Origin of the sequence: Micromonospora sp. CA-249363 (genome assembly GCF_050950185.1) — a bacterium.
Classification (GTDB): domain Bacteria; phylum Actinomycetota; class Actinomycetes; order Mycobacteriales; family Micromonosporaceae; genus Micromonospora.
In genome coordinates this window covers 6,620,994-6,644,686 of sequence record NZ_CP192020.1, presented here as the reverse complement: position 1 = coordinate 6,644,686, position 23,693 = coordinate 6,620,994, and the positions used below count along the sequence as shown (strand labels likewise).

The following is a 23,693-nucleotide window of genomic DNA, read 5'->3' as shown; positions in this document are numbered from 1 at the left end:
TCGATGACAACCGGACTGGCCCGCGTCACCATCAGCGCGCCCCAGCGGCGGGTGGACGTCGCCCTGCCGGAGCAGGTCCCCCTGGCCGAGCTGCTGCCCGACGTGCTCCGGCACGCCGGCGAGGGACTGGCCGACGACGGGGAACGGCACGGCGGCTGGGTGTTGCGCCGCACCGACGGGGCGCTGCTGGCGACCGCGCAGGCGCTTCTGCCACAGGGCGTACGCGACGGCGAGGTGCTGCACCTGGTACCGGCCCGTGCCCACTGGCCCGAGCTGGAGTACGACGACGTCGTGGAGGCGATCGCCGAGGGGACCCGTCGACGTGGCGGAGCCTGGTCCCCCGCCGCCACCCGGGTCGCCGGTCTCGCCGGTGCCGCCGTGCCGCTCGCCGTCGGGTTGCTCGCCCTGCTCGCCAGCGGCCCGACGGCGAGAAGCGGCTGGGTCGCGGCGGCCGCCGTGGCGCTGCTGCTCACCGTGGCCGGCACCGTCGCCAGCCGGGCGAATGGCGACGGCACCGCCGGAGCGACGCTCGGCGGCTACGCGCTCCCGTACGCCTTCACGGCCGGCGCCCTGGCGGTCGGCTCGGGTGACCCGGTCGGCCCGCTCGTGCCGGCGCGCTGGGTCGGCGCGCCCGAACTGCTGGCCGGCTCGGTGGCCCTGCTGCTCGTGGCGCTGGTCGGTCTGCTCGGGGTGGCGAGCCGACAACGGATCTTCGTAGCCGGTGTCACGGTCGGTCTGCTCGGTGCCGGCGCGGCGCTCGGCGCGCTGCCGCTGACTCCCGCCGGCACGGCGGCGGTGCTGCTCAGCGCGCTGGTCTTCGCCATCGGGGTGATCCCGCTGCTGGCCATCCGGCTCGGCAAGCTGCCACTGCCGCCGATCACCCTGCCGGCCGCACCGCCCGCCGCCGAGCCGGAACGGGCCGGCGACCTACCGGACCGGGGTCGGGTGCAGGCGGCGGTCACCCGCACCGAGGAGATGCTCACCGGAATGCTGCTTGGGCACGCGGTGCTGGCGGTCGGCGCCGCCGTCGTACTCGGGGTGGCTGGTGGGACGGCCGGCCCGCTGCTGGTGGCGGTGGTCTCGGCCGTGCTGCTGCTGCGGTCCCGGCTGTTCGTGGCGCTACGGCACCGGGTGCCGACGGTGCTCGCCGGGCTCGCCGGCTACGCGGTGCTGGGCGCGGTGCTTGTCGACCGGACCGACGACACCGGCCGCCTGGCCCTGGTCCTCGGCGGGGCGGCGGTGGGTCTGGTGACCGTGGCCGCGGGCGTCGGGTACGCGCGACGGCCGGTCTCGCCGTACCTGGGAAGGGTGGCGGATCTCGTCGACACGGCCCTGGTGGTCGCCGTGGTGCCGGTCGCCTGCGCGGTGCTCGACCTGTACGACAGAGCCCGGGGGCTGCTCGGGTGAGCAGCGCCCGGGCTCGGCCGGTCGTCGTACGTCAGTGGGCGGACTCGCCACGCGCCTCGGCGTCCCGCGCCCGCTGGTAGGAGGCACGGATCTCGGCCTCGGCCTCGGTGCGGCCGACCCAGGTCGCGCCCTCGACCGACTTGCCGGGCTCCAGGTCCTTGTACACCTCGAAGAAGTGCTGGATCTCCAGGCGGTCGAACTCGCCGAGGTGGTGGATGTCGCGCAGGTGCTCCTGGCGAGGGTCCTCGTAGGGAACGCAGAGGACCTTGTCGTCGCCGCCCTTCTCGTCGGTCATCCGGAACATCCCGATGGTCCGGCAGCGGATGAGGCAGCCCGGGAAGGTCGGCTCGGGGACCAGCACCAGCGCATCCAGCGGGTCGCCGTCCTCGCCCAGCGTGTCCTCGATGAAGCCGTAGTCGGCCGGGTACTGGGTGGACGTGAACAGGGTGCGGTCCAGCCGGATCCGGCCGGTCTTGTGGTCCACCTCGTACTTGTTGCGGTGACCTTTGGGGATCTCAACCGTCACGTCGAAATCCATCTGCACGCTCCCTCGTCTGCCCACGCTGGCTAACGGAACCACTGGCGGCCCTCCGGACAGGTGAATGCCCACCCGCCGACTCCGGCCGCCGCATAGTCTTCGGACCGAAGTAGTGTCACCCAAGCCGATTTTCGTTGGGGGAGGAGGGGGTCGTGGGGAGGGAAGATTCACACTACCGCCCGGACGAGGGCGTCGTACGCGGTACCGGACGATCCGGCCCCGGTGGGGCGACCGGCCGAGTCCCCGTCCCGGACGCGCACTTCCCCCGGGTGCCGGAGGAATCGGTTCCCGAGCGGCCACCGCCGCTGCCGTGGCGTCCGTCCGGCTCGGCCCCGGCAGGCCCGAACAACGGTCGCTTCCCGGTCCTGGGCTCGGACCGCCCCGCGGATGGCGCGCACCCCGCGGGTCGCGCGTCGGTCCGACCCGCCCCCAGTGGCCCGACCTGGGGCGGCCCGGCGTCCAATGACGGCCCGAACGTCGGCAATCCGAACGGCGCACCGCCGCTGGGCCCGCCGATCTCCGCGCTGCCCTCGACGGCCGACGTCGAACCGCCGGTGACGCCGCCGACCCCGCCGCGCCGTCGCCGGCGACTGGTGGCCGTGCTGGCCGTCGCGGTGCTGCTGGTGCTGGTCGGTGTGGGTGTCGTGGTGACCCGTCCCGGCCCGGTCGCGGGCTGGCTGGGCGAGGACGGCCCGTCCGCTCCGACCGCCGCCGGCGCCAGCGCCGAACCCGACCCTTCGGACGTGTTGAACGGGCCCGACCCGAACGCTCCGCTGCCCACCGCCGACGGGGTACGGGCCGCGCTCGACCCGCTGGTCGGCGTGTCCGCCCTCGGCGACCGGGTGAACGTCTCGGTGGCCGACGTGAGCACCGGCCAGACGCTCTACGACAAGGGGGCGGACGACGGGACGGTGCCCGCCTCGGTGACCAAACTGGCGACCGCGGTGACCGTGCTGGCCGCCCGCGGCCCCGGATTCCGCATCCCGACCCGGGCGGTGGCCGGCACCAAGCCGGGCGAGGTGGTGATCGTCGGCGGCGGTGACCCCACGCTCGCCGTGAACAAGAAGGGCTACTACCCCGGCGCGGCGCGCCTGGACGACCTGGCGGCGCAGGTGCGTACCGCCCTCGGCGGCACCGCCCCGACCAGCGTCACCGTCGACGGCACGGTCTACTCCGGCCCGGTGTACGGCCCCGGCTGGGACGACGACATCCCGACCGGCGGGTACGGCGGCGCGGTGACCGCGCTGATGACCGACGGCGCGCGCAAGGACCCGGGCGCCGAGCCCGGAGGCGCCGAGCGGGTCGCCGAGCCCGACCTGGCCGCCGGCCGGTCGTTCGCCCGGCTGCTCGGCGTACCGACCAGCGCCGTGAAGCGGGGTACGGCCCCGGCCCTGGCGACCGCCGCCGGTGGCACTCCGCCCGCCGGTACGGAGCTGGGCGTGGTGCAGTCCCCACCGCTGATCCGGCTGGTCGACATCATGATCAGCGAGAGTGACAACCTGCTGGCCGAGGCGCTGGCCCGTCAGGTGGCGCTGGCCCGCAACCAGAAGGCGTCGTTCGACGGCGGCGCCGCCGCGATGGACGCCGAGGTGGCGGCGCTGGGCCTGCCCGCCGAGGAGATCACCCTCTCCGACGGCAGCGGACTGTCGCGCCGCAACCGGATCAGCCCGTCCCTGCTCACCGATCTGATCCGACTGGCCGCCAGCCCGGATCATCCGGAGCTGGCCGGGGTCTTCGGAGGCCTGCCGGTGGGCGGCTGGTCCGGCACGCTGGGCGAGCGCTACCGGGGCGCCCCGGGGACCGCCACCGGCGCCGGCGCCGTACGCGCCAAGACCGGCACCCTGACCGGGGTGCATGCCATCGCCGGCCTGGTCACCACCGCGGACGGCCGACTGCTCACCTTCGCGGTGCTCACCGACAAGGTGCCCGGCGGGACGGACACCGCCCAACCGGCGCTGGACCGTATCGCCTCCGCACTGGCCGGCTGCGGCTGCCGCTGACCGTACGCGCCGGCCGGCAGCGGCAGCCGCCGAGCACCGTGCGCGGCCCGATCCGGGTCGCGCGCGGGGCCGCGACCGGTGTCGATCGCCGACGCGAGCCCGGGCCGGGGTGTCGCGACGCGGGTACGGTGGGTTCATGGCGCAGTTCGTGGACTGGGATCTGGCCGCCGCGACCGCGGGGGCGTTGAGCAAGTCGGGCCCCCGGGTGTCGTACGCCGAGGCCACCGACGTGGTCGGCGACCTGCGTCGGCTGACCGACGAGGCGGCCGGGCACGTGGCCGACTACACCGGCCTGCGGGCGCAGGTGGCGCACCCGCCGGTGCGGGTCGTCGACCGGCGGGACTGGGCGGCCACCAACATCGCCGGGCTGCGTGAGGTGATCACACCACTGGTCAGCCGGCTGTCCGGCGACAAGCAGCCCGGCGCGCTCACCGAGGCGATCGGGTCACGGCTGACCGGGGTGCAGGCCGGCACCGTCCTGGCCTACCTGTCCGGCCGGGTCCTCGGCCAGTACGAGGTCTTCTCCGCCGACCCGGGGCAGCTGCTGCTGGTGGCACCGAACATCGTCGAGGTGGAGCGCAAGCTCGAGGCCGACTCCCGGGACTTCCGGCTGTGGGTCTGCCTGCACGAGGTCACCCACCGCACCCAGTTCACCGCCGTGCCGTGGATGCGGGCCTACTTCCTCGGCGAGGTGCAGGCGTTCGTCGACGCGTCGTCCAACGGCGGCGAGCATCTGGTCGAGCGGCTGCGGCGCGGTGTCGCGACGCTGTCCGAGGCGGTCCGCGACCCGGAGAGCCGGACGAGCGTGCTGGACATCGTGCAGACCCCGGCGCAGCGGGCCGTCCTCGACCGCCTCACCGCGCTGATGACCCTGTTGGAGGGGCACGCCGAGTTCGTGATGGACGGCGTCGGCCCGCAGGTGATCCCGAGCGTGGAGCGGATCCGGGCCTCGTTCAACCGTCGGCGCGAGGCGGGCAACCCGTTGGAGAAGGCGATTCGCCGGCTGCTCGGGGTGGACGTGAAGATGCGCCAGTACGCCGAGGGCCGCAAGTTCGTGCACGGCGTGGTCGAGCGCGTCGGCATGGACGGCTTCAACCAGATCTTCAACTCACCGCTCACCCTGCCCCGACTCTCGGAGTTGGGTGACCCGGACGCCTGGGTGGCACGCGTGCACGGCCCGGCCGGCACCGTCCCGTCCGCCGGCTGACCCTGCGCCGGTGGCCGCGCTCGCCCCACCGGTGGCCGCGATCCGGGTGGCGGTCCGTCGCGCGCTGACCCATCTGCCGTCCGGCGGTCCGGTGCTGGTCGCCTGCTCCGGTGGGGCCGACTCCCTGGCCCTCGCGGCGGCGACCGTGTTCGTGGCGTCCCGGCTGGGTCGGCCCGCCGGCCTGGTGACCGTCGACCACGGCTTGCAGGACGGCTCGGCGCGGCGCGCGGAGGCGGTGGCCGCCTGGGCCCGGACGGCCGGGTTCGCGCCGGTCGTGGCGGTGCGGGTGGAGGTGGCCGGGCGTTCCGGTGGGCCGGAGGCGGCGGCCCGCGAGGCCCGCTACGAGGCGTTGACCGAGGCCGCTCGGCAGCACGGGGCGGTCGCGGTGCTCACCGGCCACACCCGGGACGACCAGGCGGAGACGGTGCTGCTCGCGCTCGCCCGGGGCGCCGGCCCACGCGGGCTGGCCGGGATGCCCGGCCGACGGGAGCTGGCCGGGGTGCCGCTGCTGCGCCCGCTGCTCGACGTCGGCCGGGAGCAGACCCGCGCCGCCTGTGCCGTCCTCGGGCTCAGTCCGTGGCAGGACCCGCACAACACCGACCCGTCGTACGCCCGCTCCCGGGTGCGGGCCGACGTGCTGCCCGCGCTGGTACGGGCGCTCGGGCCGGGTGTGGTGGACAACCTGGCGCGTACCGCCCGGCTCGTGGCGGCGGACAACGCCGCCCTCGACGAGATCGCGGCGGCGGCGCTGGTGTCGGCTCGGCACGCCGAGGGTGGGCTCGCGGTGGCGGAGCTGGCCGGCCTGACCGCCGCCGTACGCGCCCGGGTGCTGCACGCCTGGGCCCGGGAGTTGGGCGCGGTCGGGGGCGCGCTGTCGCACCGGCACGTCGCCGCGCTGGACGCCCTGGTCACCGACTGGCACGGTCAGGGGCCGACCGACCTGCCCGGCGGCATTCGCGTACTCCGTAGCGGCGACCGCCTGGCGACCCTCAGCCCGGGCTGAGAGCCGCGCCCTCCGTCCGGTCCCGGAAGGTGGTCCGGTAGCTGTGCGGGGTCGCGCCGACCCGGCGGCTGAAGTGGTGGCGCAGCGCCGCGGCATCACCGAAACCGGCCTGGTCGGCGACGGCCTCCACGCTCAACGGGGTCTCCTCCAGCAGGCGTCGGGCCAGCAGGACGCGCTGGTTGGTGAGCCAGTCGTGCGGGGTGGTGCCGGTCTCGGCCCGGAACCGCCGGGCGAACGTGCGGGGGGCCATGCCGGCGCGGGCGGCCAGCTCCTCCACCGTGATCGTCCGGTCCAGGTGGCCCATCAGCCACTCCAGCACCGGCTCGAGGGTGGGCGCCTCGGGGGCCTTCGGGATGGGCGCCTCAATGTACTGCGCCTGGCCGCCGTCGCGGTGCGGCGGAACCACCATCCGCCGGGCCAGGCGCGTCGCGGTGGCCGAGCCGTGCTCCTGCCGTACCAGGTGCAGGCAGGCGTCGATGCCGGCCGCCGTGCCGGCGCTGGTGAGCAGCCGGCCGTCCTGGACGTACAGCGAGTTGCAGCGCACCCGGGCGCGAGGGTGCCGGCGTTGCAGCTCGTCCACGTACCGCCAGTGGGTGGTGCACTCCCGGTCGTCGAGCAGGCCGGCCTCGCCGAGCAGGAAGGCCCCGGAGCAGACGCTGATCAGGTAGGCCCCGCGCGCGTCCGCGCGGCGCAGCGCGTCGAGCACACAGTCGGGTACGACGGTGCCCTGACCGTGTGCCGGAACGGCCACCAGGTCGGCCTCCTCGAGCGGGGCCAGGTCGGCGCTCGGCGTGAGGTGGAAGCCCGCCGAGGTGCGTACGACAGCGCCTTCGGGGCTGCACACGTCGAAGCGGTACGCGGGGAAGCCGTCGGCCGTCCGGTCGGTGCCGAAGACCTCGGCCAGCACTCCGAGCTCGAAGGGGGCGACCTGGTCCAGGGCGAGGACGGCGACTGATCGGAGCATGTGACGAGGGTAACCCGAGAGGTGGCAGTAAATCGATGCCCAATGGCATCTCTGCCACTGTCCGGGTGGTGCGAGTCGGCGCAGACTGGTCTCAGTCCGGTGCGCACCGGCGGCGAAACCAACAGCAATCATGCGAAAGTGAGCGCCGCCATGGAGTTCCTGCTCTTCCTCCTGTTTCTCGTCCTGCTCGTCGCCGCCTCGGCGGCCGGCCTCACCGTGGACAGCCACGACTCGGCCGACTGGAAGCCCAGCGAGGACGGCCGCCGTTGGCGGTCCCGTACCAGCTGATGCCTTTAGTACTCTTTGCCGCGAAAATCCTGGGCGGGGGCGTGCCGAAAGGTGCGGCCCCGCCGACGGAGGCCATCCGACGTACGGCAGGCTAGGAGTCATGGCTGACGGCTCCTGGTACGACGCCGACATCGACCACGTGATCATCTCCGAGGCGCAGATCCGCGAGAAGACGGCGGAACTGGCCAAGCAGGTCTCCGCCGACTACTCCCACGTGGGTGACGGACTGCTGCTGGTCTGCGTGCTCAAGGGCGCGGTGATGTTCATGGCGGACTTCGCCCGGGCTCTGGGCCGCAACGGCCCTCCGGCCGAACTCGACTTCATGGCCATCTCCTCGTACGGCCAGGGCACGACCTCGTCCGGCGTGGTCCGGATCCTCAAGGACCTCGACCGTGACATCGCCGGTCGACACGTCGTGGTCGTCGAGGACATCGTCGACTCCGGCCTGACGCTCTCCTGGCTGCTGCGCTACCTCGAGTCGCGTTCGGCGGCGAGCGTCGAGGTGGTCGCCCTATTCCGCAAGCCGGAGGCGGTCAAGGTGCCGGTGCCGGTGAAGTACGTCGGCTTCGACATCCCCACCGAGTTCGTGGTCGGGTACGGCCTCGACTTCGGCGAGCGCTACCGGGAGCTGCCCTACGTCGGGGTGCTCAAGCCCGAGGTCTACGCCCGCTCCTGAGCCGGTGCGCCGGCCCGCCGCCGGTCCGTCTGAGGGTGACTCGTATCGGCGTTCGTCAAGCCGACGTTCAGCGGGCTCTCAGCTCTTGCGGTTACGGTGGACCCCGGTGGCGTGGAGGTACCTCCGCGTCCGACCTCTCGACCGCGTGACCGGGCGTTCGGGTGGCCGGGCCGGACTCCCCGCCACGCCGGTTCCTCCCCGGACCCGCCGTGCGCTGGTTTCGGGCTGGTGGGCCTACCCAACGCGCGTGCCGTCGATACTCAATGTGCGCCGGGTGCGGGGGCCCGCGAGCCCACTCCGCGCGTACACGCGGATTTGATGGCGCACGACTGCGGGGCTCGCAAGCTCACTCCTCGCGTACACGGTGTACCGTCGAATGACCGCGGCGCGGCAGTTTCGGCGCCTCGGGGTCGAGGCCGGCCCGCACGGCGGCTCCGGCCGCCGCTCAACGCGGCGACACCATCAGACGGTCAGGACGTCGATCAGGAGGATGCGGGCGCTCCGGCGCTCGACAACAGTATGGAACGTACGCGTTTCTTCCGCCGACCGGTGGTCTGGATCATCCTGGTCATCCTCGGCGCCGTTGTGCTCAGTCAGCTGTTCACCGCTGGTCCCAGTTACCACCGCGTGGACACTTCCGTTGCGCTCGACCAGCTCCACACCGCACAGATCAACAAGGTCATCTTCCAGGACAAGGAGCAGACGCTCCAGCTCGACCTGAAGAACAAGACCAAGTTCGGTGGGACCACCACCGACCGGATCGAGGCCCAGTTCCCGTACCAGGTGGGCGACGAGATCTGGAACGAGGTGCTGGCCGCCAAGGCGGCCAACCGGGTGACCGGCCCGGCCGACGCCAAGGTCTCCTCGGACAGCATCTGGGTGAGCCTGCTGGTCAACCTGCTGCCGATCGCGCTGCTCGTGCTCCTGCTGCTGTTCTTCATGTCGCAGATGCAGGGCGGCGGCTCCCGGGTGCTCAACTTCGGCAAGTCCAAGGCGAAGATGATCACCAAGGACACCCCGAAGACGACCTTCGCGGACGTCGCGGGTGCCGAGGAGGCCGTCGAGGAGCTGCACGAGATCAAGGACTTCCTGCAGAACCCCGCGAAGTACCAGGCCCTGGGCGCCAAGATCCCGAAGGGCGTGCTGCTGTTCGGTCCGCCCGGAACGGGTAAGACGCTGCTGGCCCGCGCGGTCGCCGGCGAGGCCGGGGTGCCCTTCTACTCCATCTCCGGCTCCGACTTCGTGGAGATGTTCGTCGGTGTCGGCGCGAGCCGCGTCCGCGACCTGTTCGAGCAGGCCAAGGCGAACGCTCCCGCCATCGTCTTCGTCGACGAGATCGACGCCGTCGGTCGGCACCGTGGCGCCGGCATGGGCGGCGGCCACGACGAGCGCGAGCAGACGCTCAACCAGCTGCTCGTCGAGATGGACGGCTTCGACACCAAGGGCGGCGTCATCCTGATCGCCGCCACCAACCGGCCGGACATCCTCGACCCGGCGCTGCTGCGCCCGGGCCGGTTCGACCGCCAGATCCCGGTGGACGCCCCCGACATGGAGGGCCGCAAGGCCATCCTGCGGGTGCACGCCAAGGGCAAGCCGTTCACCCCCGACGTCGACCTCGACTCGGTGGCCCGGCGTACCCCCGGCTTCAGCGGCGCCGACCTGGCCAACGTGATCAACGAGTCGGCCCTGCTGACCGCCCGCAAGGACCAGCGGGCGATCACCAACGACTCCCTGGAGGAGTCGATCGACCGGGTGATCGCCGGTCCGCAGCGACGGACCCGGGTGATGAGCGACCAGGAGAAGAAGATCACCGCGTACCACGAGGGTGGGCACGCGCTGGTCGCCTGGGCGCTGCCGCACGCCGCGCCGGTGCACAAGGTGACGATCCTGTCCCGTGGCCGCTCCCTGGGCCACACCCTGGTGCTCCCCACCGAGGACAAGTACACCCAGACGCGCGCCGAGATGATCGACACCCTGGCGTACGCGCTGGGTGGCCGGGCCGCCGAGGAGCTCGTCTTCCACGAGCCGACCACCGGCGCCGGCAACGACATCGAGAAGGCCACCCAGCTGGCCCGCGCGATGATCACCCAGTACGGCATGAGCTCCAAGCTCGGCGCGATCAAGTACGGCACCAGCGGGGACGAGCCGTTCCTCGGCCGCAACATGGGCCACGAGCGGGACTACTCGGACTCGGTGGCCGCCGAGATCGACGGCGAGATGCGGGCCCTCATCGAGCTGGCGCACGACGAGGCCTGGGAGATCCTGGTCGAGTACCGGGACGTCCTGGACAACATCGTGCTCGAGCTGATGGAGAAGGAGACCCTCTCCACGGCCGACATGGCCCGGATCTGCTCCCGGGTGGTCAAGCGCCCGCCGCTCGCCCCGTACAACGGGTTCGGCAAGCGTCAGCCGTCCACCGAGCCGCCCGTGCTCACCCCAGCGGAGAAGGACAAGCTCAAGGCGCAGGCCCAGGCCGACGGCGCGCAGGCGTCCGTCGGCGGCGGGTCGCCGTCCAGCAACAACTCGGACGGTACGCACTGAGCAACGACCCGACGGCCAGCTCCCCTCACCGGGAGCTGGCCGTTTCCGCGACCGAACCCGATGGGGACGACGAGCTGGACTACGTCGCCGCCCGACTGATCAGCGGCAAGCTGACCGGCCGGCCCGTCGAGGACGCGGTCGACCTCGGCCGGATCGAAAAAGCCGTCCGCGAGATCCTGATCGCGGTCGGCGAGGACCCGGACCGGGACGGCCTCCAACAGACCCCGGCCCGGGTCGCCCGCGCGTACGCCGAGCTCTTCGCCGGTCTGCGCGTCGACCCGGCGCAGGTGCTCAGCACCACCTTCGAGGCCAACCACGAAGAGCTGGTGATCGTCCGCGACATCGACGTGATGAGCCTCTGCGAGCACCATCTGCTGCCGTTCCGGGGCAGCGCGCACATCGGCTACATCCCCGGCCCGGACGGCCGGATCACTGGGCTGTCCAAGTTGGCCCGCCTCGTCGAGGTGTTCGCCCGCCGGCCTCAGGTGCAGGAGCGGCTCACCTCGCAGGTAGCCGACCTGCTGATGAGCAGGCTGGCCCCGCGCGGCGTCGTGGTCGTGCTGGAATGCGAGCACATGTGCATGGCGATGCGCGGCATCCAGAAGTCCGGTGCCAAGACCATCACCTCGGCGGTGCGCGGCATCCTGCAGACGGACTCGAAGTCGCGGGCCGAGGCCATGGCCCTGATCCTTCCCCGCTGACCGACCCGGCCGCCCCTCGCACGGCCGGGCGGGTAACCGGCGGGTCAGCCGGCCAGGAGGGCCAGCAGCAGGCCGGCCGTGACCAGCACCGCCGGCACCAGGCAGACCAGCACGCCGAAACGCACCGTGCGGTCCACCTGGTCGTCGGGAGCGGCCCGGAACAGGCGGCCGACACCCACCCAGCCGACGACGAAGGCGGCCGCCGGCATCGGCAGCCCGCCGATCAGGGCCGTCACGCTGGCCGGACCCGACCCTGTCGTCGCGTACACGATGATCTGGACCAGCGGCACCAGCAGCGCCAGCGGCCCGTACACCAGGAGATTGCGGGCCCGCGCGGGCCAGGAGGCCGGTCGGAGGCCGCGGCGCGCGGTCAACGCCGCGTCCGCCGCCTCGGCCCGACCCCGCGCGGTCCGCAGCGCCGCCAGGACGGCGGCCGGACCGCCGGCCATCGACCGGGCGGCCTCGGTCAGTTCCGGTGGCGACGGCACCAGCGAGATCGCCGGTACGCCCCGCTCCCGCAACCGCTCCTGCTGGCTCGCCAGCCCGGTGCGCACCACCGTCAGCTCCTCCCGGGCGGCTTCCGCCGAGCGGGCCTGCTCACCGGCGGCGGTCGCCGCGCTGCGACGAACCGCATCGAGCTGACGGGCTGCGGCCAGGTACTCGGACCAGGAGTCGGCAGGCACCGTGTCGGCGTCCGAACCGGCGGTCCGCTGCGGGCCCGGAACGGTCACCGTCACCTCGGCACCTTCCGTACGCATCGCCGGTTCACCCCGCATCGTCCGCTCGGCCCGTCTCGCCCGCGTGCTCTGCCTGCTCGGCGTGGCCTGCCTGGTCCGCGTGGCCTGTCTGGTCCGTGCGGCCTGTCTGGTCCGTGCGGCCTGTCTGGTCCGTGCGGCCTGTCTGGTCCGTGCGGCCTGTCTGGTCCGTGCGGCCTGTCTGGTCCGTGCGGCCTGTCTGGTCCGTGCGGCCTGTCTGGTCCGCGAACGGCACCAGGATCGTGGCCCGCTCGTCGGGGCCATCCCACAGCGCCGCCCGGTCCGGCTGCGCCCGCCACTGGACCGGCCGGCCGAACACGGCGGCGAGCTGCGCCGCCGGCACGTCCAGTGCCACGACGGCGGCCAGCTTGTCGACCTCGCCGTCGGGTTCCAGCAGCGCGGCGAACGGCGGCACCGCCCGCCACCAACCCAGCAGGTGCCGGCCCGCCGGTGGCCCGTCCCGCAGCAGCGCCCGCAGCCGATCCGCCGGCAGATCCCGGGGCCCGGGCCGATCCAACCCGAACACCACCAGGTACGTCGGCAGCTCGTCGTCGGCGTCCGCCAACAGCGTCGGCAGGTCCACCAGCCGGGCCGGATGACGGGCGGCCAGCTCGGCCGTCAACGCCTCCGCCAGCGGGCGAGCCCCCTGGTCGGGCGCGGCCACCAGGAACCGGGCGGCGCCCGGCGCATGGTGGGCCGCGGTGCTCCGGGCCGCCGTCGCCAGCAGGCCACCCGCCGCCGCGCCCGAGCCCAGCAGCGCGAGATTACGTCCGGGCGCCGGCCCCATCGGTACGGCGACCGTCGTACGGGCCACGTCCACCGCACGGCCCAGCAGAACCGCCGGGCCACCAGCCTGCCCCGCCAGGGCCGCCCGGTGACGCGGATCGTTGCCCAGCAGCGGACGGGCGTACCCGGCGAACACCACCGGCGGCGACGCATCCGAGGGTCGGGCCGCCCACAGCTCGTGTCGCAGCCGTTCGACCACGGCCGGATCGTCGAGCGGATCGGGGTGGCGGATCAACCGCTCGTGACCTCGGATCGCACCCCGTGGGCCGCCCAACCCTCCGGCGGTGTTCACCACCGCGCTGCCCACCGGCAGGCCGGCCGCCGAATCGTTTGTCGGCTCCAACACCGGGCCGCCGCCCGGCAGCGCCACCCGCACCGGGAACTGCCCGAGCACCGAATCCCGGTGCCCGGCGTCCGTGCGGGCACTCAATCCCAGCTCACCCGCGCCGGCCAGCACCAGGTGCACGCCGTACGCCCGACCCGACCGGGCCAGGCCGTCCACCTGCGCGGCCAGCTCCGCAGCCAACCGATCCCGCTCGGCGAAGAGCAGCGGCACATTGTCCACCACACACACGATGCGGGGCATCGGACGGTGCTGACGCAGCTCCGCGAAGCGCTGCCCGCCGGCCCGCTCGGCCGCCTCCGCGCGGCGCTGCACCTCGACCGTCAGCTTCTCCAACAGGTCCCGGACGTACTCCCGGTCGGCCGCCATGGCCGCGGCCCGCACGTGCGGGACCCAGGAGCGGTCCCGCTCGGTCTGCAGAAACTCCACGAACGACTCACCGTCGCCCAGGTCCGCCAGGTAGAGCGCCAGATCATTCGGGCCGTACCGGGCGACCAGCCCCAGCAGGGCGGTCGTCAGGAACGCGGCACGGCCTGCGCCGGACCGGCCACTCACCAGCCAGTGCGGCGTCAGCTCGGTGAAGCCCAACGGCACCGGTCGACCCCCCGCGTCACCCACCATCGTGGTGAGACTGTCCGAGGAGTCCGCCGTCCACAAGCTGTCACCCGTCTCCGGCAGCAGATCCGCCAACGCCAACCGGGAGCCCGCCTCCACCTGGGCAGCGAGCCGCCGACAGACCCCGTCGACGAGATCCGCCGGTGGGTCCGCCTCCACGAAGACCGGCGAGTTCAGCCCACCCGGCGCCTCCGCCCCGGGGCTCGCGAACGACGCGCCCGGCGGGTCACCGAGCAGCGCGTACGCGTTGCGCAGCACCAGCGAGGTGGCCCGTGGCAACGGGTCCCGGGACGCGTACGGGCCGGGCGGCGGCCACCCCGCCACCACCAGGTGCAGCCCCGCAGCCGGCCCCTGCTCGGCCAGCGCCTCGATCCGCGCCAGGTCGGTCGGGCCGGTCAACTCCGGCAACGCGGCGACCACCAGCAGCAGCGTACGGTCGTGCCGACGTCGTCCGCTCGCCCCCGGCGTCACCCACTGCTCCGCCTCCGTCAACACCGCGCGCAGACCCGCCACGTCCACCGCCGGCGGTGGCAGCAACCCGGCGTCGGCCAGCGCGCCGAACGGCGTCAGCACGGCACCCGTGGCGTCCACCGCGCGTACCAGCAGCGCGCCCGCGGGCGCGGCGCCCAGCAGCCGCAGCACCACGGCCCGCAACAGCCCCGCCACCCGCGGCTCCCGCCCATCGGCGTCCACGCTCAGGTGCCCCGTACCGACCAGCGGCACCAGGGCGGGGAAACGGGCGTCATCCAAGGGCGCCGCCGTGCCGACCCGCACGAACGCCGGCGGGCCGTCACCCGCCGGAGAACCCACGTCGAGTGAATCCAGCGCGGCTCCCGACCAGCCCGGGGCCAGCCGCGCCGCAACCACCTGAAGCCGCTCGGCCAACTTGTACTGGCGGCGCTGGTCCGCGGGGGCCGGCCGCACCTCGTCGAGGATCCCGGCGGCGGCGGTGACGACAGCGGCAGCCCGGCGGTGCAGCGCCGCGGCGCGGTTCGTGCGTGCCTTCGGACCGGCCACCGTGTCCACCCCCTCACCCGAGGTCGGCAACCCCTCCCCGAGCAGTGACGGTATCCCAGCCAGAGCCTCACCTCCGGGAGGTACCGCGGCGGTGCGCCGGTGTTGTCGCGGATGTCACCGGTGGGGAGGGGTCCGTCACGATCCGCTGGATCTGAGGCATTGGCTCCGAGCCGTCCAGCCGTTAACGTCAGGAGGTGGAATCAGTGCAGCCCCCCGCCGGTTCCCAGGTCTCCCGCGTACCGGCCCAGCGGACTCCGTCCGAACAGCTGCCGCCGGCCGCGCCAACGCCGGCACCACAGCCACGACGCCGCCGGCTGCGCACCGTGCTCGTCGTTGTCGGAGGGGTGCTCGCCCTGCTGCTGGCCGGCGGGGTGGTGACGGGTCTGGTGCTCTACAACCGCGCCGCCGCCCCGGACCGAAGCGCTCCCGACGTGGTCGTCGACAACTACCTGCGTGCCTTCCTCGTGGACCGCAACGATGCGCGAGCCAACCTGTATACCTGCGAAGGTCCAACACAATTGGATCCAGTTCGCTCGCTACGAACCGATCTTGATGCACGCGGGCAGCAACTGGACGTAACCATCATGGTCAGTTGGGGGAGCCTTGCAGTCGAGAAACACGGTAAGAGTGCCTCCGTCGTAACAACAATCCGGCGCAGCGCCACTGTCGATGGAGCTCAGCAAAGCCTGACTGACACGTGGCAGTTCGAGGTCAGTGAGCAAGATGGTTGGCGGGTTTGCAGCGGAGCCGAAGTTAGCTGACAATTACTCGATCCACAGCAGATGGACGGGTACCTCAAGCGTGGTGGGTGACTGGCCGCGCCACGCCCAGCGGTACCACTCCACCTCGGGCGTGATCCGCACGCAGATGTCGCCCTCGGCCCCCGAGTAGGTCTCCGTCACCGCCCGCATGTCCCGGTGTTCGCGTCCGTCCTCGACGTGCACCACGCGGCGTCCGGTGACCGCGTCCGCTTCGAACACGGGTGTGGGGGCGCGGTGGGAGGGGCCGTCCAGCGAGACCAACCGGATGCCGGTGTCCCGTGTGCTCTCCGATGTGGGTCGTTCACCGACGGTCTCCACCCACACCCGGTCCACCGGCACCAGTGGCGCGAACACCTCGACCTGATCGGCCTCGGCCCGGTACCACTCGTGTTCGGGGATGACCGGCACGTAGGTTCGCGCTCCCTGCACGACCCGGTCGTCCGCGCGCAGGTCGCCTCGCCAGCCCAGTCCTGGCAGACCCACGAGCACCCGTTGCCCGCGCAGCTCCACGCGCCCGGTCGCGGGCACGATGGTCAGGGGGCGCGGTGGTCGGGGCGCCCAGTCGGGCTGGTCGGCGAACGGGTCCGGCAGCGGTCCGGTCATGCCAGGAACGGCCTCACTCCGCGGCGCGCAGCGGAGCGCCACGCGCGCGCATGAAGGGAATCGGGTCGGTCGCGCCCCGGCTGGACCGGTCGCTGCGCAGGTGCACCTCGAAGTGCAGGTGCGGCCCGGAGGAGTTGCCGCTGCTGCCGACCTGCCCGATCACCTGGCCGGCCGGGACGATCTGGTCCGGCGAGACGCGGGGCTGGACCACCATGTGGCAGTAACGGGTGATGTAACCACCGGCGTGCAGGATGTCGACGAACCAGCCGCAGCCACCCTTGCCCGGATACCCGTCCACGTCGCAGCTCCGGCGTCCTCGGTTGTCCGGGTCGCAGCGGGCAACCAGCACTCGGCCGGCGGCCGCGGCACGGATCTCGGTGCCCTTCGCCGCTCCGATGTCGACACCGTTGTGGCTGGGCCGATCGGCGGTCCGGAAGCCGGAGCCGACGTCGCCGGGGATCGGCGCTGTCCAGCCGGAGGCGGCGATCTGGCCGCGCTCGGCCGCGTCGCACACCGCCTTGCCGTTGATCTGAACGGTGCGGGCCGCACCACCGGCGAGTGCGTCCACCATCTTTCCGGCCAGCTCCTCGTGCTTGGCGTACGCGTCCGGATAGGCGCTGACCTGGACCTGCTGCGCCACGACGGTCAGCGGTCGGTGCTGCCAGCTGCGAACCTTCACGAGCTTCTCGTAGAACTTCCGGGCGGTGTACGCGGGAGTCAGCCGCTCCGCGATCGAGCCCCATCCCGGACGCTGCTGGAAGAGGCCCAACGAGTCGTGGTCGGCGCCGACGCCCTCGTGTGGCAGGGACAGCGACTCGGGCACGCCACTGTTGGCCAGGTTGCGCAGGGCGGACTCCTGCATCGCCGTGGCGAGGGCGATCACCCAACCACGTGAGGGGACCCCCATGTCCTGGCCGACCTTGATGATGATCGCCGCGTTGCGAACCTGCGCGTCGCCGTACTCGCTGAACCGGGGCAGCTCGCCGGTGATGTCGACGGGACGCACGGGCCCGCAGCCCCAGCCGGCCAGGGTGTCACCGTTCTCCGCGTCACCCCCGAGACCACTGAGGAAGAACGCCGCGGTCCCCCCGGTGCAGCAGAGAAGGAGCAGCACGCCGGTGAGCACCGAGGCGACCACCCCGGCCCGGATCGGCCGACGAAGAGCCCGGCCCGCTCGGCCGGCGGTCACTGCCGCTCCCAGTCGACCACGTCTACCAGCCAACTCTTGTCCGCCATCACCAGCTCCAACCGGAGGCGGCCGGTGTCGAGCGGTAGCAGCACCTCGACGAAGGTTGCGGTGCGTGACCGTACGGTCGGCGGGCCGGTCACCTCCTCGGCCGGCACCCCGCCCGGCTCGGCACCGGCCAGCTTTTCGGTCAGCGCCGGCGTCGACATCGGCCGGAGGCCGGCCTGCCACTGGTCGGCCGTCATGCCGGGCCGGCCGAGCCAGGCCGAGGCGAACCGGTCGGCGACCTGCTCCGGTGTGCGAGCACCGGGCGGAGTGACCGGCGACGGTGGGGCCTCGGTGGCGATGAGGCCGTCGTCACCGGCCGTCGGGTCGACGGTGGTGATCGGCCGGTTCGGCCGGTTGCTCAACCCGTCCGTGGGGTCCGGCGGACCGGATGCCAGGCGGGCCGCTCCGATCACCCCGAAGATGAGGACCGCGATCACCACGGCCACCCCCAGCCGGGATCGCAGCCCCCGGGTGAAGAGGAACTCCAGGGCCCGTCGCATCGCTGTCACCGAGCCTCGGAGCGCACCCGCGGTCCGGTGCGGTCCGGCGCACGTTCCGTGGAGCCCGGCCGATAGACCACGAACGAGGGGTTCTCCGCCGGGACGTCCGGTTCGGTCCACGTCGCCGGTTGGCGGCGACGGGGCTGTGGCGGCACGGGACGGGCTCGGCCGCCCGTCTCCCCGGTCGGCGCTTCGTCGGCGCGTTCGTGACCATCCGGACGAACGTCGTCGGTGCGTCGGCTTCCCGCCGGGGTGGGCGTCGGCGCCGGGGCCGCGTCCTCCCGGCGTGCCTCCGGGCGCAGCCGGGTCTGTTCGGCATCCGGTGAACGGCGGCGCCCGCCCACCGGTTCGGCCGTGCCCCCGGGCTCCACGACGTCGAGTCGCGCCGCGACCCGCATGTCTCGGAAGAACCGGCGGTGCCAGGAACCGGCCGAACTGACCGCCTCGCTGCTGTCCTTACCGCCGAGCTGGGTGATCCGCCGGTACGGCCGCAGCAGTAGCCAACCGACCACTCCGCACAGCCACACCAGCACCACCTGGAGCCACCCGGGCAGGGTGGGCGTACTCATGATCAGATCGACCGCGAACAGGTAGATGGCGGCCCCGGTGCCGAAGATGGCGATGTTGAAGATCGCGGCGACGACGGCGTTCGCCAGCCGTCGCAGGCCGGCGCTGGCGGGTCGGAGCAGTCCGACGGTGCCCAGGATGGGCGCCGCGATCACCGCCCATCTGAAGATGAGGAAGCCCAGCAGGACCAGCAGCGACGCCGTCAGGTCGAACATGGCGAACAGCACCGATGCCAGCACCGCGATGAAGCCCGCCCCGACCCGGTCCATGTCCCGGACGCCTTGGAGGTACTCGTACGCCTCCGGGTCCTCGGTCTGGATCTGCTGGGCCACCCGCGCCCACTGCTGCTGCTTGGCCTTGATCGTCGCCTCCCGGGTGGCCGGGTTGGCGCGCAGTTTCTCCACTTCGTCCCACGACAGCGCCTTCGCGTCGTACAGCGCCGGCCCGTACTTGCGAGCCGTCTCGCTGTCGGCCGATCCGAGGACTCCGCGGACCCAGTTCCGATAGAGCATCGTCTCGGTAGCGGTGTCGCTGGCCCGAACGGCCGGAGTGCGCAGGTCTTTGCACCGATCCGGATCAATGCATCGGCCGGGGTCCGGCTCCTTCGCTTGTGGGCCCACTGCATCGTGCACCACACCGAGGCTGGTGATCAGCGTGCCGTCCGCGATGTTCGCCGACTTCACCGGCCAGGCGGCCAGCGCCGTGACCGCGACCATCACGAGGAGGGCCCAGCCTGCCGTTGTCATCGCGTTGCTCATGTCCGACTGGCGGGAGCGCCAGAGCAGGTAGAGCCCCACCACGCACAGCGTGACGATCCCGAAGACGCTGAACACCTTCTCGTAGACGGACTTCGTCGCCTTTTCCACCAGCGGATCGGCCCAGCCCCACATGGACCGGGGATCCCAGGCACGCTCGCGCAGGGCGTTCGATGCACCGATGATCGCCGTGGCGGCCATGAACTCGCCGTTTGCGATCGTCGTAGTGAACTTGTAGTCCGGGTGCAGGACGCTCGATGCGCAGCCGCCGTCGATGTCGTAAGTGTTGTAGCTGTAGCCCGCGTATCCATAGAGGCTGTAGCGACCGACGATGCCGTTCGCCGCCTCCGCCGGTGGTGCTGCTGCAAACCAGCCGGCGAGGCCGGAGTCGGGTGTGCCCGGGGTCGGCGCGTTACGGCACTTGACCTCGTCCTCGCTGACCTCCTGGAGCTTCCCCACGCAGGCCCGGAAGTCGGCCTGCCACTCGGCTGTGGTGCAGAGTTCGGCTCTGGCCTGGGTGACGGGTGGGGCGGCTGCGGCCGCTTCCGCGCCGAGCAGCGGCCAACTGAGAGTGGCCGTCGCCAGGACGCCGAGCGCGAGCAGGAACGACGCGATCCGAACCCGGGCCCCAGCCATGTCACGCCTCCAGATCGGGCAGGGAGATGCTCGGTAGGACTCCGGCCGCCGCGGCGATCGCGGCGGGCGTCGTGTCGAGGTGGTCCAGCAGGCCGTCGACGTAGGAGACGTCGACCCGGACCTTCTGCACCCGGCCGTCGACGTCGCGCATCACGAACTCCCGGAAGCCGAGGCGGGAGGCCGAGTTGCTGTCGGCGGCGGAGAGCGAGGCCAGGGTGGCCTCGTACCCGTCGTTGACCGGCACCCGCAGCAGGCGCAGCGCCTCGGAGGCGATCTCGGCGTCTTCGGCGATCCGGCCGACGAAGACGGTGGAGACCAGGTTCTGCACGTCGAGGCCGAGGATGTCGCGGGGGTTCTGCGAGGCGACCAGCGCGGCGAGGTTCCACTTCCGGGAGTCGCGGGCGAGCCGGACCAGGAACGATCGTCCGGACCGCCAGCCCTCCATGAAGTGCGCCTCGTCGAGGCCGACGAGTTTGCGGGACGACATCGACCCGCCGTAGCAGCGGCGGACGGCGAGCCGGTGGGCGGTGTGCAGCATCGGCAGGGCGAGGGCTTCCTCGGCCGACCAGTACTCACGCTCGATCTTGAGGTCGGGCAGTCGGAGCCCGGCCATGGTGATCACGGTCAGCGCCGCGTCCGCCCCGAGCAGCCCTTCGGGCGGCCGGCCGAAGAACAGCATGGCGAGCGGCATCTCGGCGGTGTCGAGGAGGAGGTTCGCCAACTCCTTGCCGGCATCGTCGTCGAGACGCCCGAGGCAGCTCACCACGTCGTCCAGGGTGGACGTCTCCTCGGCGGGCACCTGCCGGACGGCGTGCCGGAACAGGGTGGCGGTCGACGCCTCCCGGGCCACCTGTGGCGGCACGAGCATCATGCAGATGTCCTGGACCAGCATGCGGCGTTCGGCGCGCGCGTTGGAGACGGCGATCTCGAACTCGCGGTCGCCGGCGGCCCCGCTGGCGAACTCGCTGCGCAGGGGGGTGGGGATGAGCGAGTAGGGCGCCAGGGTGCCGTGCTCGGACCCGGTCAGGTTCAACACCCGGGAGTACGGGCGCAGTTCGGGCATGGCGCAGAGCCGGGCCAGCGGCCCGGACGGGTCGAGGAGGGTCACCTGCACACCTCGTCGGGCGGCGAGGTAGCCCAGCGCGCCGAGCAGGGTCGACTTGCCACCACCCGGCTCGGCCACGAACACCGCGAGCCCGGAGCGTTCGCGTACCTCCATGGGGAAGTGCAGGTCGAGGAAGACCGGACGGCGGCAGGTGCCGGCGGTACGACCGATCAGGTCGCCGCGGCGGTCGCCGACGGTGGAGGCCGCCTGGGGGAGCGCGGCGGCGAGCAGCGGGACGGGCATCCGGCGGACGTAGCCGGTGTTGGCGATCGGTTCGCCGGGGATGAACTCGCGGGCGAGCCAGTCCTGGTTCTTCGGGTGCTGCAGCGAGATGCGCAGCTCCCGGGAGTAGAGCTGGATGAGCCGGCGGGCCCGCTCCAGGCACTCCTCTCTGGTCCGGCCGCCGACCGCGATGCGGTGCCAGCCGTGTGCGCGCGCCGAGTCGACAGGTAGCCCGGTGGTCATCTCGTCGCCGATCACCAGCGCCCGTTTGGCGAGGCGTTCCAGCTCCGGCGGCGCGTCGATGCCGTGCTCGGCGTAGTCGAGCTGCTGGGAGCGGATCATGCGGAGTCGGTGTTCGAGGTTACGGAACGAGTCGCCGGAGCCGAGGATGTCGACCCGGGTGGAGATCTCCATCGGCCAGGGCAGTCGTTCGTGGAAGTGCAGCCACGGCTCGTGCCGTTCCGGGATCTCCAGCGGTTCCATCCGGCCGACGGCGAGTACGGCCACGTGCCGTTCCTCGCCGGTCATCCGGTTCACCAGCTTGACGGTCGAGCCGTACGGGGTGCGGTAGCGCTCGACCTGTTCGGTGAGGGCGAGCAGGTCACCGCGCTCCCACTGCCCGTCGGTCACGGGCGAGAGTCGCCCCGGGGGCGCCATGCAGAGCGCGACCGAGCGGTAGAGCAGCCACTCCAGCTCCTGCGCGGTGACCCGTCGGCCGCGCATGCCGAACGCGCCCAGCACCTCGTCGAACTGCTCGACCGTGCGGCCCAGCTTGCGGCGTTCACCCTCGGCCGTGCCCCGGCCGAAGGTGCGCAGCAGCCGTTCGGTCATGGAGTCGCCGAGGGAGCGTCGGGCGAAGGTGACGCCCAGGTAGGTCTGCCCCTCGGCATGGTTGACCGCCATCAGGTGCCGTTGGGCGGCGACGAGGTGGTCCGCCCAGCCGGTCGTGCCGGGAACGTCGGGCAGCGGCGCGGCGGTGTGGGTGTCGATGGTGCGGGCCCACTCGTCGGCAGGGAACGGCCGGGTGGTCCGCCGCAGGTGCAGCCGGAAGCCGGCGAGGCCCGCGTACTGCTCGGAGATCGCCGACAGCAGCGCCTCGCGTTCGGCGTCCGGGCGGAAGGCCCAGCGCACCTCGGGCAGCCAGTACCAGGCGGTCACCGTGTTCGGCGTGAAGGTCAGGTGGCCGGCGATCTCGGTGATGGCCAGCTCGACCGACGGGTCCCGGTCACCGAACTTGATCTTCGGGGCGCGGACCCGGACCGGCTTGATCGGCCGGTCCTGACGGTTGGCGGTCCGCTGGCGGGGCGTGACGACCTCTCGACCCGCTCCCTTGGGCCGCTCCGACCCGGTGCGGCCCGGTGCGCGTTCCAGAGCCGGCTGGTCACTCGGGGCGGCGCTGGTCGAGCGTGCCGCCGGCGCGCTCGGCTGCTCGGCCGGCGCGCTCGGCTGCTCGGCCGGCGCGGTCGGCCGCTCGGTTGGCGATGGGACGGGTGTGGTGCTGGACGCCCGGGGCGCCGGGCCGGTGGCCGTCGACGCGGAGGCCCCTGTGGTGGTCCGCTCGCCTTCGGGCGAGGCGTGCAGCGTCGGCCGTCGGTCGCCCGTCTGATGTGGCACGCGGGTCTCGCCGGCCGGGTGGGTGTCGGCCCGTCGGCCGACGCCGGAGGAGTCGTCAGGCGTCCACGGCGGCTCCAGCTCGGGAGCCGGCCGGGCCGGTGTCGCCGGCTGCTGGGGGATCGCCGGCTGGCGGCTGCCGGCGGGCGCCGCGGTCACGGCCCGGGGCCCAGCGGGCCGCGCGCCGCCGAACAGGTCGAGAAATGGCGAGTCGATGTCGGCGTTCTCGCCGGCCGAGACCGCGCTGGGCTCGGCGGGGGGCGTCCGGCGGCTGACCGGCCGGGGCGCCTGGAACACGCCGACCGCGCCGTGGCCGGGCGAGGTCACCAGCGCGGGGTCGAGCGCGACCTCATCCTCGGCCTCGGGGTAGTCGAACGACTGCGCACGGTGACTGGCCGGCACGGCCGGGCGGCCGGCCGGGGAACCCGGCGTGGAAGAGCGACTCATGCGACCGCCTCACCCGCGTGAAACAGACCGATCGACGTAGCCCCGGTCATGCCAGCTCCTCCCGGATCCTGATCCGGCTGCCGACCAGGCGCGGGTCGCGCTGCTCGACCGCCGGCTCCCGGGTACGTCGCCAGTCGGTCAGCGCGGTGCGGATGACCACCCGCGCCGGCCGGTCCGGATCGACGTGCCGGAAGATGAACGACGTGGTCACGATGGCGAGCGCGATCTCCCAGGCAGGGAAGAGGTCGACCGTCAACGTGAACAGCCAGTGGATGAACATGTAGAGGGGGACGAGCAGGATGAAGAGCCCGTACTGGGCGTAGGGCAGGTGGACCGGAAGGGTGTAGCCGGGCGGCCCGAGGTAGACCAGGCGGGCCCGGTAGATGTCGTCGTCGGTGCGCAGCCGCATCT

At 72.8% G+C, this 23,693-nt stretch carries 18 protein-coding genes and 1 pseudogene; 9 read left to right on the top strand and 10 right to left on the bottom strand.

Annotated features, from left to right (window positions below):
* The first annotated feature begins 3 nt into the window (after positions 1-3).
* Positions 4-1,407: a type VII secretion integral membrane protein EccD gene (gene eccD, locus ACQPZK_RS29890; protein WP_433536071.1), complete on the top strand. Its 1,404-nt coding sequence runs from the start codon at positions 4-6 to the stop codon at positions 1,405-1,407.
* A 31-nt stretch (positions 1,408-1,438) separates the two neighbouring features.
* Here the strand turns inward: eccD and ACQPZK_RS29885 are convergent, their stop codons facing one another.
* Positions 1,439-1,945: an inorganic diphosphatase gene (locus ACQPZK_RS29885; RefSeq protein ID WP_425730805.1), complete on the bottom strand. Its 507-nt coding sequence runs from the start codon at positions 1,943-1,945 to the stop codon at positions 1,439-1,441.
* Between the two features lie 554 nt (positions 1,946-2,499).
* On the opposite strand from ACQPZK_RS29885, the gene dacB reads away from it, so the two are divergent.
* From dacB to tilS, 3 genes are all read left to right on the top strand, one after another.
* Entirely contained in the window at positions 2,500-3,945 is a 1,446-nt protein-coding gene (gene dacB, locus ACQPZK_RS29880; protein WP_433539360.1) for a D-alanyl-D-alanine carboxypeptidase/D-alanyl-D-alanine endopeptidase, read from the top strand.
* A 136-nt stretch (positions 3,946-4,081) separates the two neighbouring features.
* The gene (locus tag ACQPZK_RS29875) at positions 4,082-5,152 is read left to right on the top strand and encodes a zinc-dependent metalloprotease (RefSeq protein ID WP_433536070.1); all 1,071 of its coding nucleotides are present in this window, start codon (positions 4,082-4,084) and stop codon (positions 5,150-5,152) included.
* 10 nt (positions 5,153-5,162) lie between these two features.
* Positions 5,163-6,155: a tRNA lysidine(34) synthetase TilS gene (tilS, locus tag ACQPZK_RS29870; RefSeq protein WP_433536069.1), complete on the top strand. Its 993-nt coding sequence runs from the start codon at positions 5,163-5,165 to the stop codon at positions 6,153-6,155.
* Here the strand turns inward: tilS and ACQPZK_RS29865 are convergent.
* Positions 6,142-7,119 carry a GlxA family transcriptional regulator gene (locus ACQPZK_RS29865; RefSeq protein ID WP_433536068.1) on the bottom strand — a complete coding sequence of 326 codons (978 nt, stop codon included), beginning with the start codon at positions 7,117-7,119 and terminating at the stop codon, positions 6,142-6,144. The two genes, tilS and ACQPZK_RS29865, sit on opposite strands and share 14 nt — an antisense overlap.
* A 138-nt stretch (positions 7,120-7,257) precedes the next feature.
* Here ACQPZK_RS29865 and ACQPZK_RS29860 point away from each other — a divergent pair, with 138 nt between their 5' ends.
* The 4 genes from ACQPZK_RS29860 to folE all read left to right on the top strand — a co-directional run bounded on the left by ACQPZK_RS29860 (position 7,258) and on the right by folE (position 11,325).
* Positions 7,258-7,407, top strand: coding sequence for a hypothetical protein (locus ACQPZK_RS29860; RefSeq protein WP_167626026.1), 150 nt, complete (start codon positions 7,258-7,260; stop codon positions 7,405-7,407).
* Between the two features lie 100 nt (positions 7,408-7,507).
* Positions 7,508-8,083, top strand: a complete 576-nt coding sequence (gene hpt, locus ACQPZK_RS29855) for a hypoxanthine phosphoribosyltransferase (RefSeq protein WP_433536067.1) — start codon at positions 7,508-7,510, stop codon at positions 8,081-8,083.
* A 519-nt stretch (positions 8,084-8,602) separates the two neighbouring features.
* Positions 8,603-10,624 (top strand): ATP-dependent zinc metalloprotease FtsH, encoded by a 2,022-nt coding sequence (gene ftsH / locus ACQPZK_RS29850; RefSeq protein WP_433536066.1) that lies wholly within the window; start codon positions 8,603-8,605, stop codon positions 10,622-10,624.
* Positions 10,625-10,659: 35 nt separating this feature from the next.
* The gene (gene folE / locus ACQPZK_RS29845) at positions 10,660-11,325 is read left to right on the top strand and encodes a GTP cyclohydrolase I FolE (protein ID WP_433539359.1); all 666 of its coding nucleotides are present in this window, start codon (positions 10,660-10,662) and stop codon (positions 11,323-11,325) included.
* Positions 11,326-11,369: 44 nt separating this feature from the next.
* On the opposite strand, the gene ACQPZK_RS29840 is transcribed toward folE, so the two are convergent.
* Positions 11,370-12,083, bottom strand: a complete 714-nt coding sequence (locus ACQPZK_RS29840; RefSeq protein WP_433536065.1) for a hypothetical protein — start codon at positions 12,081-12,083, stop codon at positions 11,370-11,372.
* A 220-nt stretch (positions 12,084-12,303) separates the two neighbouring features.
* Positions 12,304-14,850 (bottom strand): annotated as a pseudogene (locus ACQPZK_RS29835) (FtsK/SpoIIIE domain-containing protein); the annotation flags it as partial.
* A 194-nt stretch (positions 14,851-15,044) separates the two neighbouring features.
* Between ACQPZK_RS29835 and ACQPZK_RS29830 the strand changes: the two are divergent.
* Positions 15,045-15,602 (top strand): hypothetical protein, encoded by a 558-nt coding sequence (locus ACQPZK_RS29830; protein WP_433539358.1) that lies wholly within the window; start codon positions 15,045-15,047, stop codon positions 15,600-15,602.
* 3 nt (positions 15,603-15,605) lie between these two features.
* On the opposite strand, the gene ACQPZK_RS29825 is transcribed toward ACQPZK_RS29830, so the two are convergent.
* From ACQPZK_RS29825 to ACQPZK_RS29800, 6 genes are read right to left on the bottom strand one after another with little or no spacing between them, the layout of a single operon-like run.
* Positions 15,606-16,205, bottom strand: a complete 600-nt coding sequence (locus tag ACQPZK_RS29825; RefSeq protein ID WP_433536064.1) for a hypothetical protein — start codon at positions 16,203-16,205, stop codon at positions 15,606-15,608.
* Between the two features lie 13 nt (positions 16,206-16,218).
* Positions 16,219-17,394 carry a M23 family metallopeptidase gene (locus tag ACQPZK_RS29820; protein WP_433536063.1) on the bottom strand — a complete coding sequence of 392 codons (1,176 nt, stop codon included), beginning with the start codon at positions 17,392-17,394 and terminating at the stop codon, positions 16,219-16,221.
* The gene (locus ACQPZK_RS29815; RefSeq protein WP_433536062.1) at positions 17,391-17,948 is read right to left on the bottom strand and encodes a hypothetical protein; all 558 of its coding nucleotides are present in this window, start codon (positions 17,946-17,948) and stop codon (positions 17,391-17,393) included. Before ACQPZK_RS29815 ends, ACQPZK_RS29820 begins: the two co-directional genes overlap by 4 nt.
* Positions 17,945-19,897, bottom strand: a complete 1,953-nt coding sequence (locus ACQPZK_RS29810) for an MFS transporter (RefSeq protein ID WP_433536061.1) — start codon at positions 19,895-19,897, stop codon at positions 17,945-17,947. The genes ACQPZK_RS29815 and ACQPZK_RS29810 overlap by 4 nt, the downstream gene beginning before the upstream one ends.
* Before the next feature lies 1 nt (position 19,898).
* Complete coding sequence (locus ACQPZK_RS29805) at positions 19,899-23,282, bottom strand: ATP-binding protein (protein ID WP_433536060.1); 3,384 nt, start codon at positions 23,280-23,282, stop codon at positions 19,899-19,901.
* Positions 23,283-23,328: 46 nt separating this feature from the next.
* A complete protein-coding gene (locus ACQPZK_RS29800; RefSeq protein ID WP_393221499.1) occupies positions 23,329-23,691 on the bottom strand; it encodes a hypothetical protein in 363 nt (120 codons plus the stop codon).
* Between the last annotated feature and the right edge of the window lie 2 nt (positions 23,692-23,693).